At 59.3% G+C, this 13,020-nt stretch carries 12 protein-coding genes; all 12 read right to left on the bottom strand.

What is annotated here, in order from left to right; all coding sequences use genetic code 11:
• Window positions 1-15 precede the first annotated feature (15 nt).
• Window positions 16-1,554 (bottom strand): mannitol dehydrogenase family protein, encoded by a 1,539-nt coding sequence (locus J2T09_RS22670; RefSeq protein WP_306838831.1) that lies wholly within the window; start codon window positions 1,552-1,554, stop codon window positions 16-18.
• Between the two features lie 344 nt (window positions 1,555-1,898).
• Window positions 1,899-2,747 (bottom strand): sugar phosphate isomerase/epimerase family protein, encoded by an 849-nt coding sequence (locus tag J2T09_RS22665; RefSeq protein ID WP_306838829.1) that lies wholly within the window; start codon window positions 2,745-2,747, stop codon window positions 1,899-1,901.
• A 63-nt stretch (window positions 2,748-2,810) separates the two neighbouring features.
• Window positions 2,811-4,238 carry a mannitol dehydrogenase family protein gene (locus J2T09_RS22660; protein WP_306838826.1) on the bottom strand — a complete coding sequence of 476 codons (1,428 nt, stop codon included), beginning with the start codon at window positions 4,236-4,238 and terminating at the stop codon, window positions 2,811-2,813.
• The gene (uxuA, locus tag J2T09_RS22655; protein WP_306838824.1) at window positions 4,238-5,434 is read right to left on the bottom strand and encodes a mannonate dehydratase; all 1,197 of its coding nucleotides are present in this window, start codon (window positions 5,432-5,434) and stop codon (window positions 4,238-4,240) included. The genes J2T09_RS22660 and uxuA overlap by 1 nt, the downstream gene beginning before the upstream one ends.
• Window positions 5,435-5,476: 42 nt before the next feature.
• Window positions 5,477-6,253 (bottom strand): amino acid ABC transporter ATP-binding protein, encoded by a 777-nt coding sequence (locus tag J2T09_RS22650; protein WP_306838822.1) that lies wholly within the window; start codon window positions 6,251-6,253, stop codon window positions 5,477-5,479.
• Between the two features lie 5 nt (window positions 6,254-6,258).
• On the bottom strand, window positions 6,259-6,918 hold the full coding sequence (locus J2T09_RS22645) for an amino acid ABC transporter permease (protein ID WP_306838820.1): 660 nt from the start codon (window positions 6,916-6,918) through the stop codon (window positions 6,259-6,261).
• A complete protein-coding gene (locus J2T09_RS22640; RefSeq protein WP_306838817.1) occupies window positions 6,915-7,580 on the bottom strand; it encodes an amino acid ABC transporter permease in 666 nt (221 codons plus the stop codon). Before J2T09_RS22640 ends, J2T09_RS22645 begins: the two co-directional genes overlap by 4 nt.
• 92 nt (window positions 7,581-7,672) lie before the next feature.
• Entirely contained in the window at window positions 7,673-8,509 is an 837-nt protein-coding gene (locus tag J2T09_RS22635) for a substrate-binding periplasmic protein (RefSeq protein WP_306838815.1), read from the bottom strand.
• A 53-nt stretch (window positions 8,510-8,562) separates the two neighbouring features.
• Window positions 8,563-9,255, bottom strand: coding sequence for a GntR family transcriptional regulator (locus tag J2T09_RS22630; protein WP_306838813.1), 693 nt, complete (start codon window positions 9,253-9,255; stop codon window positions 8,563-8,565).
• Between the two features lie 583 nt (window positions 9,256-9,838).
• On the bottom strand, window positions 9,839-10,480 hold the full coding sequence (locus tag J2T09_RS22625; RefSeq protein WP_306838812.1) for a ThuA domain-containing protein: 642 nt from the start codon (window positions 10,478-10,480) through the stop codon (window positions 9,839-9,841).
• A gap of 24 nt (window positions 10,481-10,504) precedes the next feature.
• Window positions 10,505-11,608, bottom strand: coding sequence for a Gfo/Idh/MocA family protein (locus J2T09_RS22620; protein WP_306838810.1), 1,104 nt, complete (start codon window positions 11,606-11,608; stop codon window positions 10,505-10,507).
• Between the two features lie 37 nt (window positions 11,609-11,645).
• Complete coding sequence (locus J2T09_RS22615) at window positions 11,646-12,845, bottom strand: ROK family transcriptional regulator (protein ID WP_306838808.1); 1,200 nt, start codon at window positions 12,843-12,845, stop codon at window positions 11,646-11,648.
• Window positions 12,846-13,020 lie beyond the last annotated feature (175 nt).

The raw sequence follows: 13,020 nt of genomic DNA, 5'->3' as shown, positions 1-13,020 counted from the left end.
ATTTTTCGCAGCGCGTCAGCTATTGGCGAGAAAGTCCTTGAGGGTCTTTGCCGTGCCGTACGTTATGAGCGAGCGCAGATGGCCGATCACGGATGAGCGGAAATGCTGGTTTGTCGGGAGGTCATCTCCAAAAATGTCCCTGACCGTAAAAAGGGAATCCGCAAGTCGTTCCGGGTCGTTTTCGGCATTGGCGAAAATTGCTGTCAGTTTGTCGGCATGTGGATCGGATATGGTGTAGGCCATTCCGCTCTCGCTTTTGCCCGAGAGGAAACGCATCCAGGCGGCAACCGTCAGCGGAATGACTTTCGGTTCGGTACCGGCAGCGTAAAGTTCACGAGCGGCTTCAAGCAGCCGGGGCGGAAGCTTCTGCGATCCGTCGGACGAGATCTGAAGCGTCAAGTGCCGCACGCCTGTATTCTGGAAGCGAGCTTCGAGTTCGTGCGTGTAGGTTTTGACATCCGTTCCGGGTACGGCCGCCAGGCTGGGGATCAGATCATTATCCCACAATTGGCGGATGATCTTCGGTAGCGAGGCATCCGTCATGGCATCGGAAATCGTGTCGATGCCGGCGACAACCGCCAGATACGCAAGTGTCGAATGCGCACCGTTCAGGCAGCGCAATTTCATCATCTCAAACGGAAGGACGTCATCGACCATGATGGCGCCTGCTTTTTCCCAGTCCGGCCGTCCAAGTGGAAACTGGTCTTCGATGACCCACTGCCGGAATGGTTCGGTGACGACGGGCCAGGCATCTTGCACCCCAAGCCTGCCAGCCACTGTCTCACGGTCGGCGTCCTGTGTTGCCGGCGTAATCCTGTCGACCATCGTGCACGGAAAGGAGACATTGTCGCGAATGAACTGCCCCAAATCTGCATCACGCAGTTCTGCAAAGCGTGACACGAGGCGATGCACTTTGGTGCCATTCTGGGCGAGGTTGTCGCAGACGAGCACGGTAAAGGGTGGATGCCCCGCCTGCTTGCGCAGGCGGAGCGCCTCCGTCAGGAAGCCGGGAATGCTGTTCGGCTCCGTCGGATTGGCAAGATCTGCAATGACTGCAGGATGTTGTTCATCAAGAAGGCCGGTTGCGGCATCCTGGCAATAGCCTTTTTCCGTCACAGTCAGCGTGACGATGCGGATTTCCGGTGTGCACATGAGTTCGAAGATTTCGCGACGCTGATCGCTGGAGATCATCACATCAATAATCGAGCCGACGACGCGCAGGCTGTCATCGCCATTATCGCGTGAGAGAAGGGTGTAAAGGCAGTCCTGCGGCTTCAGGGCATCACGAACGGCCGTCGAGATCGTGTCTACGCCAACGATGCCCCAATCGCTCGCGCCTTTGGCGATGACATCTTCAGTGTAAACCGCCAGATGGGCCCGGCAAAATGCACCAAGTCCAATATGCACGATGCCAGGTGACACTTCTCTCCGGTCAAAGGCGGGCCGGTCAACAAATGCGCCGAGCCTAGCCGCGCTTGCGTTTGAAAGCCTCATCCGAGGGCTATTCTCCATAACATACTCCCAGGCACAGTGATTAATCACGATATGCCACAATGGTAGTATGCCACCATATGAGTGCGATATGCGCTATGACAAGTCGGTATTGCGACAAACTGTCCATTGCTTGGATGCTGCTGCATCGCTGAGTGGAATGACGACGAGCGGAAGTCATGGGAGAGTTATTTAAGTATCTGAATACGTTTTTATTTTCGCAATTTTCTTAAGAAGACTGGTGGTTCGATCTCAGCCGAAAAAAGGGTCAGAAGCAGTTCGTTTCCACATGATGGAGACGTGGCTCACAGAAAAAGAGGAGCAAGGAGCGGGCCGAAAGCCTGACCCATGAGCCTAGACGCGCAGCCCGATGATGTGGCCCCGACTTTCGGATGCTGAACAAACGATCAGTCGCCGAAGACCGGCCTCAGGACCATATTCGCGCTGTCGGCAACCTGATCGCCATCGGTGAACAATGGTCGCCACGAGGAAACGCCCCGTGCGACATCAGGGCCGCTGACGGCGCTCGAAAATGCCTCGGCACCGATGATGTCGCGGTAGCCGCTGTCTTTGAGGATTTGCAGCATCGGCGTGAAATCGATGGCGCCGCGATCGAGAAGGCCGCGATCGTTCTGGTCCATTTCGAAATAGACGAGATGGGGCAGGGCCCGCTTGAGTGCGGCCAGCATATCCGTTTCCTCGATATTCATGTGGAACGTGTCGAGGTGCAGAAACAGGTTGTCGGAACCGCTCAGCTTGACGAAGGCAATGGCATCGTCGACCGTATTGAACATGTTGGTTTCATAACGGTTGAGGATTTCCATCGCCAGACGGATGCCCATCGGCTTGGCCTCCTCGGCCAGAATGGCCAAGGCTTCGGCCGCGACCTTGCGGTGCTCGTCTGTTGCGGCGGCTTCCGCCTTGCCGAAAACACCGTAAATGATGCCGCCCATGTGATAGGCGCCCATGTCGCGGGCGAGTTTCAGCGATGCGCGATGCCGCTCAAGTCCGCGTTTGCGGATGTCGGCGTCGAGGCTGGAAATATCGGCATCCGGCAGCTGGGTGGCCGTCACGACAGGGGTGATGCAGTGGCTGCCAAAAACTCGGGCAATATCGGCTGGATGGATACTGGCATGATCACGCATCGGAATGACGACATGATCGAAGCCTTTTGCCTGTGCCTTCGGAGCAACGACTTCGGCGGCTTCCGGTGCCCAGACCTTCATCCAGGCATAGGAGTGAATGCTCTTTTTCATCGGTATTCCTTTCACATCGGCCAGTGCGCAATGCGTCCCGCCAATTCGGTGAACACGTCGGGGTTACAACGTCGCCTCGATGGTGGTCATCTGCCGGGCGAGCGCCTGTTGCCATCGCGGATCATCCGCAAGCGCCGCCGGAAACAGGCCGGGGATCTCAAGGAATGGCTGGAGGCGGGCGGCTGCATCGTTTTCTGATTGCGAGAGGCGGGCAGCCTGTAACAGTTCAGCTGCGCGGGGATCGTCGATACTGTCGCGGCGCAGCACGAAAGTCAGCCACAATGCGGTAACATAGGCAAATCCCTCGGCATCGTCGCCAGCTGCGAGCGCATCAATCGCCGGAGCGAAGATCCGCTGCGGCAGTTTCTGCGTGCCGTCCATGGCGATCTGCGCGGTGCGGTGTGCAATCGTCGGATTGGCGAAACGCGCCAGCAGATCGTCGATATAGGCGGCAATCTCCATGCCCGGGACCGGATCGAGAGTTTTTGCCGCCGTCTGCATGTGGCCACGGACACGGTCCCTGTATTCGGCCACGCCCATCACGTCGCGAACGTAATCAAGACCATGAAGCTGGCCGAGATAGGCGATCAGGGAATGTGCGCCGTTGAGCAGCCTGAGCTTCATCTTCTCGTAAGGCGCGACGTCCTCGACGAAAAGCGCACCGGCTTTTTCCCAGGCCGGGCGACCCGAGACAAAATGGTCCTCGATGACCCACTGGATGAAGCTTTCCGTCTCGAGCGCCAGCCTGTCGTCCACGCCGAGCAGCTTGGCCGCACGATCGCGCGTGTCCTGCGTGGCGGCCGGTACGATACGGTCCACCATCGTGTTGGGAAAGGTCGCCTGACTGTCGATCCAGTCGGCAAGGGCGGCATCCCGTTCGCGTGCCATCTCCAGAACCAGCCTTTTGACGACATCGCCATTCGACGGCAGGTTGTCGCAACACAGCACCGTATAGGCTTTTTCGCCGGCGGCGCGGCGCAGTGCCAGCCCCTCGACGAGATAACCGACCGCGCCGATCGGGTTCTGCGGATGTTCGAGGTCGTGCGCCACGGCCGGATGATTGCGATCCAGTCCGCCGGTGGTCGGGTCGAGACCATATGCCTTTTCTGTAACCGTCAGGCTGACGATGCGGATTGCCGGATCGGCGAGGTGGTGCATGACGACGCCTGGCTCGACCGATGCCGCGACGGCGTCTACGATGCTGCCGACAACGCGGATATCGTCGCCCTCAGCGCTGCGGGTGGTGACCGAATAAAGCATGTCCTGCGACTTGAGATCATCGACGATCTCGCGGGAGCGCAGGCTGACGCCGATTATGCCCCAGTCACCTCCGGCGCTTGCGATGGCCTCTTCGGTATAGACGGCCTGATGGGCCCGGTGAAATGCGCCGATGCCGATATGCAGAATACCGGCCTTGATATCCGCTTCTTGCAACAGAAGGGGCTGAACACCGGCCGTCAGGGCGCTCTCTTTTGACAATATCTGCATCATCACTTCATCCCGTGTGTGGCATGTGAAAGCGCGCGTTCGATACCGCGCAGTTCGGCCAGGCCTTTGAGGCGACCGATGGCCGGATATCCCGGCTGCGCGCCGCGTGTCAGGTCGTCGAGAATTTCCTGGCCATGATCGGGACGCATCGGAATCTGGTGGTCGGCGCGGCCTTCTGCTTTCCGGCGTTTTTCCTCCTCGAGCACGGCGGCCACCACGGCCACCATGTCGGTATCGCCTTCCAGATGTTCGTCCTCGTAAAACGAGCAGGGCGTGCCGGCGTCTTCGCGTCTGACATTGCGCAGATGCAGGAAATGGATGCGCGGCGCGAGCTTGCGGATCATCTCCGGCAGGTCGTTGGCGGCGCGGGCACCGAGCGAGCCCGTGCAGAAGGTGACACCATTGGCCATCACATCCACCGCAGCAAGGATCCTCTCGTAATCATCGAGCTTGGACAGGATGCGCGGCAGGCCGAGCAGCGGCCATGGCGGGTCGTCGCCATGCGCGCACAACCGCATGCCGAGATCTTCGGCAACGGGAGCGACTTCGGACAGGAAGTCGATCAGACGGCTTTGCAGCGCCGCCGCATCAATGCCTGCATACCGGCGCAGGTGGGTTCGCAGTTCCTCCAGCGAATAGACTTCCGTCGATCCGGGCAGGCCCGCGCCGACATTGTTGGAGATCGAGCGGATATCATCCTGTGACATCGCCTTGAAGCGTTCGGCTGCCTTTTCGATCTGCTCAGGCTGGTAATCGGCGGCAGCATCGTCGCGTTTCAGGATATGCATGTCGAAGGCGATGAAATCGATCAGATCAAAGCGCATGGTTTTTGCACCATGCCCCGTCGTCCAGCGCAGATCGGTGCGGGTCCAGTCGAGGACAGGCATGAAATTGTAGCAGATCGTCTCAATGCCCGCCTTTTTCAGGCGTCGCAGATTTTCCTGCCAGGCGGCGATATGGGCCTTGTATTCGCCCGTACCGGTCTTGATGTCTTCCGAGATCGGGATGCTCTCGACGATATCCCAGGAAAGACCGCCTGCGCGAATTTCGCGCTGGCGTTTTTCGATTTCCTCGACCGGCCAGACTGAACCCGTGGAAAGATGATGGAGAGAACTGACGATACCCTGAGCGCCGGCCTGTGCGGCGTCTTCCACGCTTACCTTGTCGACAGGGCCGAACCATCGCCACGTATGTTTCATCTGTAAGGTCTCCGGATTTAAAATGTCTGATGAAAAGGGCAGTCAACCGTCCCAGCCGAGATGGCTGAGAAAGTCGCGGGTGCGGTCGGCTTGCGGATTGTCGAAAATCTGCGCGGGCGGACCCTGCTCGACGATGCTGCCACGGTCGAAGACGATAACCCAGTCGGCGACGCGGCGGGCAAACGTCATCTCGTGGGTGACGACGATCATCGTCATGCCTTCCTCGGCCAGACGTTTCATCACGTTGAGCACTTCGCCGATGGTTTCCGGGTCAAGCGCCGACGTCGGTTCGTCGAAAAGCATGACGTCCGGCTGCATGGCCAGCGCGCGGGCGATGGCGACGCGCTGCTGTTGCCCGCCGGAAAGATTGGCGGGATATTTGTCGGCCTTGTCGGAGAGGCCGACTTTTTCCAGCAGAGCGACGGCGCGTTTGCGGGCTTCCTGCTCCGACACCTTCAAGACCGTGAGCGGCCCGACGGTAATGTTTTCCAGCACGGTCTTGTGCGGGAAAAGCTCGAAGTTCTGGAACACCATGCCCATCTGCTGGCGAACCTTGCGGATATCGGCCTTCTTCGGGGGAAGCGGCTTGCCGTCGATCAGGATGTCACCACCCTGAATTTCCTCAAGAGCATTGGTGGTGCGCAGAAGCGTTGACTTGCCGGAGCCTGACGGTCCGATCAGGCAGACGACCTCGCCCTTGTTGACGCGCGCCGATACCGATCCGATGGCGACGAACTCGCCGTAAAGCTTGCGGATGCTGCGGTATTCGACGACCGGTGTCTGGTCAGCATTCTTGCGGTTCTGGAGTTCTGCGGCCATGGCAGTCATTCCTTCACTCCCCATTTTTTGTAGATGCGGTCGACCAGCTTGGCCTGCGGATAACCCAGCAGCCAGTAGATCACCGCCATTGCGGTCAGCATTTCCAGTACGCGGAAGGTCTGTGCGCGGATTTCCAGCGCGGTATGGGCAAGATCGCCGACGGCGATGACCGACACCAGCGAGGTATCCTTGAACAGCGATACCCAGGTGCTGGCGAGAACCGGCAGCACGCGGCGGGCGGCCTGCGGCAGCACGATCTTCAGCATCGCTTCCGTCTGGCTCATACCCAATGCCAATGCAGCTTCCGTCTGCCCCTTGCGGATCGAATTGATGCCGGCGCGGAACGTTTCCGAATTATAGGCGGAGACATTGAGCGACAGCGCCAGCAGACCGGTGGCGAAAGGCGAGAGCGACAGGTCGGTAAAGACCGGCATTACGTAAAAGGTCCAGTACACCAAAAGGATCAGTGGAATGTTGCGAAAGAATTCCACGAAACAGGCGCTGGCGCCACTGACGAGACGGTTGCTCGAGAGGCGCATCAGCGCCAGCACGATCCCGCCGGGGATGGCAATCAGCATGGTGCAGAAGGTCAGGCCCAGCGTGATTGCCACACCTTGCCCGAGAGCACCCGAATATTGCCAGACGACACTCCAGTCGAGGTTCATGAACGCCCCCTGTAACCGATATTTTTATAAAGAAGGTCGATGAGGCGCGTGACCGGGAACAGGATAAGGAAATACACCACCATCGCGACGGTGAATGCCTCCATCGGTCGGAAACTCTGGCCGGAGACGGTTTCAGTGCGTTTCATCAGTTCCGGCACGGCGATAACAGCCGCGATCGCCGTATCCTTGATGGTGATCGAAATGATCGAGCCGATCGACGGCAGCATGCGGATCAGCGCCTGCGGCAGCACGATCTTGCGCATCACCTGCGCTTCCGACATGCCGAGCACCAGGCCGGCCTGTGTCTGGCCTGCGCGCACAGAACCGATGCCGGCGCGCACGATTTCGGCGACATAGGCCGAAATGTGGAAGGTCAGTGCAACCAGCGCGGCCCAGAAGGGCGGCAGGTTCAGCCCGGTCAAAAGCGGCAGCGCGAAATAGATCCACACCAGGACCACCAGAACCGGAATGGCCCGCATGGAATCGATGTAGAAGACCAGCGGAATGGATAGCCATTTTGGGCCGTACATCCGGCCGAGAGCGACGGCCACTCCGCATATCAGGCTCAATATGACGGTCAACGCGCTGAGAAGCAGCGTCAATCCCAGTCCGCCTGCAAGATATTGCCAGCTGTCGATGACAGCCGAAAAATCAAAATCCATGACGCAGTTCTCCTGTCCGCGCCCGGACGGGGCGCGGAAGATGAGATCGATGTGGGTGAGATGCCCGCGGGTGAACCGCGGGCTGTATCTTATTATTTCATCGTATCAACGATGCGGACTTCATCGGCCGTCAGTTTCGGCTGCATGTCTTTTTCGACGGCGCGCAGCCATTCGACGAAGACGTCCTGGCCCTTGTCGACGGCGAGGCCGACTGGTGCGGCCTTTTCGTTGGAATCCTGGCAGTTGTTTTCCTGCGGCAGTGCCGTCAGGCCGGGAACCTTCTTGTTCAGAAGCACCCACTGCACACGATTGATCGCAGCGACGTCGGCGCGCTTGGCCATGATCTCTTCGATCGGGGCGGGGGCGCTGGAGGAGGTGACACCGCGAAGCTTGGCGTTCGGGAAGCGTTCCTTGACCCAGTTTTCTTCGGCGCCGCCGATGAAGTAGGCGACGGTGAAATCGGCATTGTTGACGGCGTCGACCGAGGTCGCTTCCGCGAACTTCTTGTTGTCCTTGCGGCCGAAGACGCAAACGGCGGTCTTGGAATAGAGGACGAAGTCGACGACCTTCAGGCGTTCCGGTGTCTCTGCCAGCGGCGTGATGCTGAGATCGACCTGGTTGGATGCCAGAACCGGAACCTTGGTTTCATGGCTGACCGGAATGGGCTGCAACGTGACGCCGAGCTGGGTCGCATATTCCTGGGCGAGAAGCCATGCGGGACCCTGCCACGCATCGCCTGAACCGGTGGTGTTTTCGACCAGCCACGGCGTGTTGGCAAGAACACCGACGCGCAGGACGCCAGCCTTCTTGATGGCATCGACACGCGGGCTGACGCCCGGGGCCGGCACGTCGGCTGCGAAGGCGCTGACACTGAACGCAAAAACAGATGCGGCCAGCGTCAATCCTGAAATTACTTTAGACCCGATCATGGCGATATCCTCCCGATAGCCGTTGGAGATGAGGTATTTACGGAACTTGTATACTAGTTGCCCTCGAAGAGCTCAGGCCTGTTCTGGGCGAGACGTTCGACCGTCAGAAAAACGGCCTGCAGATGCTCACGCATGGCTGCCTCCGCCTTTTCGGCATCCGCCTCGATCACACGGGCAACAATCAGTTCATGCTGCTCGAAAATGCGGTGCAACCAATCGCCACTTTCAAGCGACAGGTAACGAACCCGATCGAGCTGTGCCTTGACGCCCTGGATCAGTTCCCAGATCGCCGGATAACCTGCGAGACCGATGAGATAGGTATGCATGCGATCGTCGGCATCGAAAAAACGGGCAAGGTCATTATCCCTGATGGCGCGTTTCTGCAGGGTCAAAAAGTCCTGCAATTCATCGGCTGCACGTACATCAATCTTGGAACAGGCAAGGGTTACTGTTCGGCATTCCATGGTCTCACGCACGAACTGGCTATCATAGACGGCGCGGAGTTCGATCGGTGCCACAAACGTTCCAACTTGCGGAACGATTCTGAGGAAGCCTTCGTCTGCCAATCGCCGAAAGACCTCGCGAACGGGCGTGCGGCTTACCCCCAGCTGTTCGGAGAATTGCACTTCCGAGATGCCGACCCCAGGCATCAGGCTGCCCGTGATGATCCGCTGTCGCAGGCCCGCATAGATTTCTCGCACTGCAGGTGCCGCACGCGGGATGCTCATGTCCTTGGCTGGGGTCATTTTGTTTCCTCTTGCATACTAGTAAACAAGTTTTCTGATGTTTGTCAATCCGGCGATGCCGAACGTCAAAGCGTTGACGGATCACGCTCGCCTTGTTGCCACCGACGATGCCTGTACGGCTCCACATCGCGCGTCACGAAAGCCCGCGCCTAATCACCGCCCCATCGCTGATAACTGTGTAGCAACAGGCCGATATCCATCCGCCGCCCGCCTAAGGCCGGCAAACTCAATACGGACTGGATCGACAGGGAAATGGCGCTCAGGGGCTGCGAACTCATCGACGGAGTCTGCCAGCAAGAACGGCCGAAACTGCTTTTTCTCATAGGCCGCTCAAAGTGCGGCCTATTGCGTTGCAGATTATTTGCTGCGGACGTCACCCGGTTGTCGGCGATGTCAGATCGACCTGTCGGCATCGCATGCGACAATTATCGGTTCGATTGATCGAAACCGGTGGCATCGGTTGGTCTGAGGTCTGCCTCCATCAAGACCAAGATGCATGAGCAGTGGAGCCGAAGTATATGGCGCTTTAATCGTCAGTATAGACGGCAGTCATGACCGCCGTCTTGAGCTTCGCAATTTTCGATCAACGCGCCGCCCAGTTGGCGCCACGACGAAAGATCGTTCGCATCTGCGGCACGTCGAATTCCTTGGCCACGTGGCCGAGTGCGGAATAGAAGACCCGCCCTTCGCCGTATTTCCGCTTCCATACGACCGGCATCACGACGCCATCGATCCAGTAAGCATGCTCGCCGGTAAAGGTCGTGGTTGCCAGCACCTCGTTGGAAGGGTCGACATGCATGTAATATTGCTCGGACGTGTATGGAAAATCCGTGATCCCCTCCATTAGCGGGTCGTCCGGCCGGGTGATGTTGACGGTGTAATCGATGATGTTACCGGGATGCGCCACCCACTGGCCGCCGATGATGAACTGGTAATCGACGGACTCGCGAAACGCGTCGCCCGCGCCGCCATGGTAACCGGCAATGCCGACACCGCCCTGAACGGCCGCGGCGAGGTTTTTCACCTCTTCTTTCTCGATCTTCGACATCGTCATGATCGGCACGATCAGACTGAGGTCGTGGATGGACGGGTCGGCGAATGCCTCGGTCGAGTGCTCGACATAGACCTTGAAACCGTCTTCTTCCAAAATGCCCTTGATGACTGCCGCGCATTCCTCCGGCTCATGACCGCTCCAGCCGCCCCAGACGATAAGTGCTTCCCGCATGATTTTATCTCCTCCAGATATTCTTCAGTTCGCAAGCGTTCCGTCGTTCAATGAAGCCGACAGCGGGGCAGGGCGCTCCGTCGCCGTAGTGATGTCGATCGTGCGGCCTTCGGTCGAAGCGGTATGGAAGGCTTCCATCACCTCGAGAACATGCAATGCCAGATCGCCATTGGCGCGGTGTGGCCGGTTGTTGCGGATGGCAAAGGCCATGTCGGCCACCCCGATCGAGCGATAATTGCCGTCGGCATAGGGCTGGGTCAGCGGCTGCACTTCGAACTGCCCACCCTTTTTCAGATAGGAAACCTCGCCGCCAAAATGGTTTGGGTCGGGCACGATCAAGGTGCCCTCGGTGCCATAGACCTCGAGCGGCACATGCTTGTGCCCGGCGACATCAAAGCTCATGCCGATCTGCACGACGGCGCCATTGGCAAAGGCCATGACGCCGGCGACGTGGGTCGGCACCTGCACGGGAACACGCTCGCCATTACGTGGTTCGCTGGTGATGATGCGCTCCGACCTCGGTGTCGTGGCAAAACCGGCAACCTTGGAGACCGGCCCGAGCAGGTTGACGAGATCGGTGATGTAATAGGGCCCCATGTCGAGCATCGGGCCGCCGCCGACCTCGTAATAGAAGCCGGGATTGGGATGCCAGCGCTCATGGCCGGGGCACATGAAGGTGGCCGTGCCGCCGACGGGGATGCCGATCACGCCCTGATCGATCAATGCGCGTGCCGTCTGGTGGCCGCCGCCGAGAAACGTATCTGGTGCCGCACCGATGCGCAGGCCCTTGGCCTTGGCGGCATCGGCGAGTTTTTTGCCCTCGGCGAAATTGATGCCGAGCGGTTTTTCCGAATAGGTGTGTTTGCCGGCGTCCAGCGCCTGCAGGGCAACGGTCACATGTGCCTTTGGCACCGTCAGGTTGACGATGATCTCCACCTTCGGATCGGCGAAAAGCTCGTCGATCGTCTTGACGGGCAGGTTGAATTCCGCCGCTTTCGCCTCGGCGATGTCGCGGTTGAGATCCGCCAGCCCTCTGATGTCGAGAATGCCAAAGGCGCTGGTCATGGCCTTCAGGTAGGCGCCCGAAATATTGCCGCATCCGATGATGCCGATACCGACTTTATCCATCTTGTCTCCTCCCGATGGCATTGTTTTCTGTGGCGTGTCAGCGCGCTGGTCCGGTCGTGCTCCAGGGCGATTCATAGAGCTCGTAAAGCGCCACGGCGGCCGCGCCGCGGGCCCAGAAATCGTCATTGGAATCGTCAAAAACGAGTTCGCTGACGCCCTGCAGGGATGGTGGAATGGCAAGCGCATAGGCATCGCCGAGGCTCTTTAGGAAGGGCGCGCCGAGCGCCAGCGATGTGCCGACCAGAATGACCCGCGGCGGCGCAAACAGCGTGACTATATTGGCGATGCTGAGGCCGATCGCTTCGCCGGCCCGGATCGCCGCCGTCACCAGCTGGCTGTCCTCCGCCTTGATCAGCGCCTGCGCATGCGCCATGCCGCGCCCGAGTTTGACTGCTTCGGCAAAGGCGCCGTCGCCGCGCTGGTCCGCCAGAATGGCATTTTCGCCCGCCTTGGCCGAAAGCCGCACGACGCCGTCCTCTCCCATGCCGAGGACCAGATCGCCGAGATTGTGGCTGAGGCCGCCGGCGCCACGAAACAGCCGGCCCTCGTGCAGTACGCCCAGCCCAAGTGTCTGTTCGAGCGAGATCAGCACCATGTCCTCGAGGTCGCGCGCCTTGCCGAACCAGTGATGGGCAAGCGTGATCGCGGTCGCATCGCTTTCGATGATTGTCGGCGTGTCGAGCCGCGCCGACATTTCGGTGGCGAAATCGACATTGGTATCCTTCAGGATCGGGCTGAAGCGGATGCGGCCGGTGCGGTGCTCGATCACGCCGGGCAGGCCCAGGCAGACGCTGTGCACATCCTTCAGCGACAGTTCGGCATCGACGACGCAGCGTCGCACGCCATCCTCGATCAGGTCGGCGATCACGCTGATCGGCTGGCGGTCGATGCGGATCGGCAGGGTCAGGGTGGACAGTACATCACCGCAAAAATCGGTGACCACGAACACCATGCGGCTGGCGGTGATCTTTGCGCCAACGACACGGGCTGCCGCCGGATTGAGCTCCAGCATCACGCGCGGGCGCCCACGCGCCGCTGTGTTGCGGATGTCGCCTTCATGCCGGGTCAGGATCAGGCCGTCATCCAGCAACGATCCGGTGATGGCGGAAACGGTGGTGGTCGAAAGCTCTGTGCGTTCGGAAATCTCGACGCGGGAAATCGGGCCGTGTCGCCGGATCGCATCCAGCACGCTCAACCGGTTCATCGCGCGCATCAGTTCGGGGTCGGCGGTTTTCATATCGTGTGCGCAAGCCTCTTGCGTCGAACGCGATTTAATACGCAATCCAAATTAATTTCGCTGTTTGTATGGCGAGTTTCGGCGGCTGCGCAAGAGCGTTTTTGCAAATTAAGCCGTAAGCCTGTCATTTATGCCGGATTTTCATTCTGGCTATTGACAGGCCGGATATGGTCCT

Origin of the sequence: Neorhizobium huautlense (assembly GCF_030811685.1) — a bacterium.
Taxonomy (GTDB): Bacteria; Pseudomonadota; Alphaproteobacteria; order Rhizobiales; family Rhizobiaceae; genus Neorhizobium; species Neorhizobium huautlense_A.
This window is presented reverse-complemented; position numbering and strand designations above follow the sequence as displayed.

Coding starts and splice junctions, on each gene's coding strand:
- J2T09_RS22665 (WP_306838829.1), bottom strand. CDS start 2,747: ATGAAAAAGAGCATTCACTCCTATGCCTGGATGAAGGTCTGGGCACCG.
- J2T09_RS22660 (WP_306838826.1), bottom strand. CDS start 4,238: ATGATGCAGATATTGTCAAAAGAGAGCGCCCTGACGGCCGGTGTTCAG.
- uxuA (WP_306838824.1), bottom strand. CDS start 5,434: ATGAAACATACGTGGCGATGGTTCGGCCCTGTCGACAAGGTAAGCGTG.
- J2T09_RS22650 (WP_306838822.1), bottom strand. CDS start 6,253: ATGGCCGCAGAACTCCAGAACCGCAAGAATGCTGACCAGACACCGGTC.
- J2T09_RS22645 (WP_306838820.1), bottom strand. CDS start 6,918: ATGAACCTCGACTGGAGTGTCGTCTGGCAATATTCGGGTGCTCTCGGG.
- J2T09_RS22640 (WP_306838817.1), bottom strand. CDS start 7,580: ATGGATTTTGATTTTTCGGCTGTCATCGACAGCTGGCAATATCTTGCA.
- J2T09_RS22635 (WP_306838815.1), bottom strand. CDS start 8,509: ATGATCGGGTCTAAAGTAATTTCAGGATTGACGCTGGCCGCATCTGTT.
- J2T09_RS22630 (WP_306838813.1), bottom strand. CDS start 9,255: ATGACCCCAGCCAAGGACATGAGCATCCCGCGTGCGGCACCTGCAGTG.
- J2T09_RS22625 (WP_306838812.1), bottom strand. CDS start 10,480: ATGCGGGAAGCACTTATCGTCTGGGGCGGCTGGAGCGGTCATGAGCCG.
- J2T09_RS22620 (WP_306838810.1), bottom strand. CDS start 11,608: ATGGATAAAGTCGGTATCGGCATCATCGGATGCGGCAATATTTCGGGC.
- J2T09_RS22615 (WP_306838808.1), bottom strand. CDS start 12,845: ATGAAAACCGCCGACCCCGAACTGATGCGCGCGATGAACCGGTTGAGC.